2 rRNA genes are annotated in these 3,401 nt (G+C 50.8%); both read left to right on the top strand.

The features are described 5' to 3' along the window. Positions 1-174: 174 nt before the first annotated feature. Positions 175-3,068: ribosomal RNA gene (locus HU755_RS26865) — 23S ribosomal RNA — on the top strand. Positions 3,069-3,239: 171 nt separating this feature from the next. Next, positions 3,240-3,355: ribosomal RNA gene (gene rrf / locus HU755_RS26860) — 5S ribosomal RNA — on the top strand. The last annotated feature ends 46 nt before the right edge of the window (positions 3,356-3,401 follow it).

The following is a 3,401-nucleotide window of genomic DNA, read 5'->3' as shown; positions in this document are numbered from 1 at the left end:
TTTGATTAGATCGTTCTTTAAAAATTTGGGTATGTGATAGAAAGATAGACTGAACGTTACTTTCACTGGTAACGGATCAGGCTAAGGTAAAATTTGTGAGTTCTCTTAATTGAGAAATTCGAATTTTCGGCGAATGTCGTCTTCACAGTATAACCAGATTGCTTGGGGTTATATGGTCAAGTGAAGAAGCGCATACGGTGGATGCCTTGGCAGTCAGAGGCGATGAAAGACGTGGTAGCCTGCGAAAAGCTTCGGGGAGTCGGCAAACAGACTTTGATCCGGAGATGTCTGAATGGGGGAACCCAGCCATCATAAGATGGTTATCTTGTACTGAATACATAGGTGCAAGAGGCGAACCAGGGGAACTGAAACATCTAAGTACCCTGAGGAAAAGAAATCAACCGAGATTCCCTTAGTAGTGGCGAGCGAACGGGGACTAGCCCTTAAGTTGATTTGAGATTAGCGGAACGCTCTGGAAAGTGCGGCCATAGTGGGTGATAGCCCTGTACGCGAAAATCTCTTATCAATGAAATCGAGTAGGACGGAGCACGAGAAACTTTGTCTGAATATGGGGGGACCATCCTCCAAGGCTAAATACTACTGACTGACCGATAGTGAACTAGTACCGTGAGGGAAAGGCGAAAAGAACCCCGGAGAGGGGAGTGAAATAGATCCTGAAACCGTATGCGTACAAGCAGTGGGAGCCCACTTTGTTGGGTGACTGCGTACCTTTTGTATAATGGGTCAGCGACTTATTTTCAGTGGCGAGCTTAACCGAATAGGGGAGGCGTAGCGAAAGCGAGTCTTAATAGGGCGTCTAGTCGCTGGGAATAGACCCGAAACCGGGCGATCTATCCATGGGCAGGTTGAAGGTTGGGTAACACTAACTGGAGGACCGAACCGACTACCGTTGAAAAGTTAGCGGATGACCTGTGGATCGGAGTGAAAGGCTAATCAAGCTCGGAGATAGCTGGTTCTCCTCGAAAGCTATTTAGGTAGCGCCTCATGTATCACTGTAGGGGGTAGAGCACTGTTTCGGCTAGGGGGTCATCCCGACTTACCAAACCGATGCAAACTCCGAATACCTACAAGTGCCGAGCATGGGAGACACACGGCGGGTGCTAACGTCCGTCGTGAAAAGGGAAACAACCCAGACCGTCAGCTAAGGTCCCAAAGTTATGGTTAAGTGGGAAACGATGTGGGAAGGCTTAGACAGCTAGGAGGTTGGCTTAGAAGCAGCCACCCTTTAAAGAAAGCGTAATAGCTCACTAGTCGAGTCGGCCTGCGCGGAAGATGTAACGGGGCTCAAACCATACACCGAAGCTACGGGTATCATCTTCGGATGATGCGGTAGAGGAGCGTTCTGTAAGCCTGTGAAGGTGAGTTGAGAAGCTTGCTGGAGGTATCAGAAGTGCGAATGCTGACATGAGTAACGACAATGGGTGTGAAAAACACCCACGCCGAAAGACCAAGGTTTCCTGCGCAACGTTAATCGACGCAGGGTTAGTCGGTCCCTAAGGCGAGGCTGAAAAGCGTAGTCGATGGAAAACAGGTTAATATTCCTGTACTTCTGGTTATTGCGATGGAGGGACGGAGAAGGCTAGGCCAGCTTGGCGTTGGTTGTCCAAGTTTAAGGTGGTAGGCTGAGATCTTAGGTAAATCCGGGATCTTAAGGCCGAGAGCTGATGACGAGTTACCCTTTGGGTGACGAAGTGGTTGATGCCATGCTTCCAAGAAAAGCTTCTAAGCTTCAGGTAACCAGGAACCGTACCCCAAACCGACACAGGTGGTTGGGTAGAGAATACCAAGGCGCTTGAGAGAACTCGGGTGAAGGAACTAGGCAAAATGGCACCGTAACTTCGGGAGAAGGTGCGCCGGTGAGGGTGAAGGACTTGCTCCGTAAGCTCATGCCGGTCGAAGATACCAGGCCGCTGCGACTGTTTATTAAAAACACAGCACTCTGCAAACACGAAAGTGGACGTATAGGGTGTGACGCCTGCCCGGTGCCGGAAGGTTAATTGATGGGGTTAGCTAACGCGAAGCTCTTGATCGAAGCCCCGGTAAACGGCGGCCGTAACTATAACGGTCCTAAGGTAGCGAAATTCCTTGTCGGGTAAGTTCCGACCTGCACGAATGGCGTAACGATGGCGGCGCTGTCTCCACCCGAGACTCAGTGAAATTGAAATCGCTGTGAAGATGCAGTGTATCCGCGGCTAGACGGAAAGACCCCGTGAACCTTTACTATAGCTTTGCACTGGACTTTGAATTTGCTTGTGTAGGATAGGTGGGAGGCTTTGAAGCGTGGACGCCAGTTCGCGTGGAGCCATCCTTGAAATACCACCCTGGCAACTTTGAGGTTCTAACTCAGGTCCGTTATCCGGATCGAGGACAGTGTATGGTGGGTAGTTTGACTGGGGCGGTCTCCTCCTAAAGAGTAACGGAGGAGTACGAAGGTGCGCTCAGACCGGTCGGAAATCGGTCGTAGAGTATAAAGGCAAAAGCGCGCTTGACTGCGAGACAGACACGTCGAGCAGGTACGAAAGTAGGTCTTAGTGATCCGGTGGTTCTGTATGGAAGGGCCATCGCTCAACGGATAAAAGGTACTCCGGGGATAACAGGCTGATACCGCCCAAGAGTTCATATCGACGGCGGTGTTTGGCACCTCGATGTCGGCTCATCACATCCTGGGGCTGAAGCCGGTCCCAAGGGTATGGCTGTTCGCCATTTAAAGTGGTACGCGAGCTGGGTTTAGAACGTCGTGAGACAGTTCGGTCCCTATCTGCCGTGGACGTTTGAGATTTGAGAGGGGCTGCTCCTAGTACGAGAGGACCGGAGTGGACGAACCTCTGGTGTTCCGGTTGTCACGCCAGTGGCATTGCCGGGTAGCTATGTTCGGGAAAGATAACCGCTGAAAGCATCTAAGCGGGAAACTTGCCTCAAGATGAGATCTCACTGGAACCTTGAGTTCCCTGAAGGGCCGTCGAAGACTACGACGTTGATAGGTTGGGTGTGTAAGCGCTGTGAGGCGTTGAGCTAACCAATACTAATTGCCCGTGAGGCTTGACCATATAACACCCAAGCAATTTGCTTGCTTCGAGCTGAAAAGCGAAAGAGCACCAGATTGCGGTGTGTGAAGACGAAACGAACCGAAAGTTTGAATCTCACGAAAACACCGAAAGCTGTCACATACCCAATTTGCTGAAGCGCGGCCATCTGGCCACGATTCGGTACCCGAATTTCTTGACGACCATAGAGCGTTGGAACCACCTGATCCCATCCCGAACTCAGCAGTGAAACGATGCATCGCCGATGGTAGTGTGGGGTTTCCCCATGTGAGAGTAGGTCATCGTCAAGATTAAATTCCGAAACCCCAATTGCGAAAGCAGTTGGGGTTTTGTTTT

Origin of the sequence: Pseudomonas sp. SWRI111 (assembly GCF_014268555.1) — a bacterium.
GTDB lineage: Bacteria > Pseudomonadota > Gammaproteobacteria > Pseudomonadales > Pseudomonadaceae > Aquipseudomonas > Aquipseudomonas hamedanensis.
Note: the sequence above shows the minus strand (reverse complement) of the source record. Positions and strands in the feature narration are given on the sequence as shown.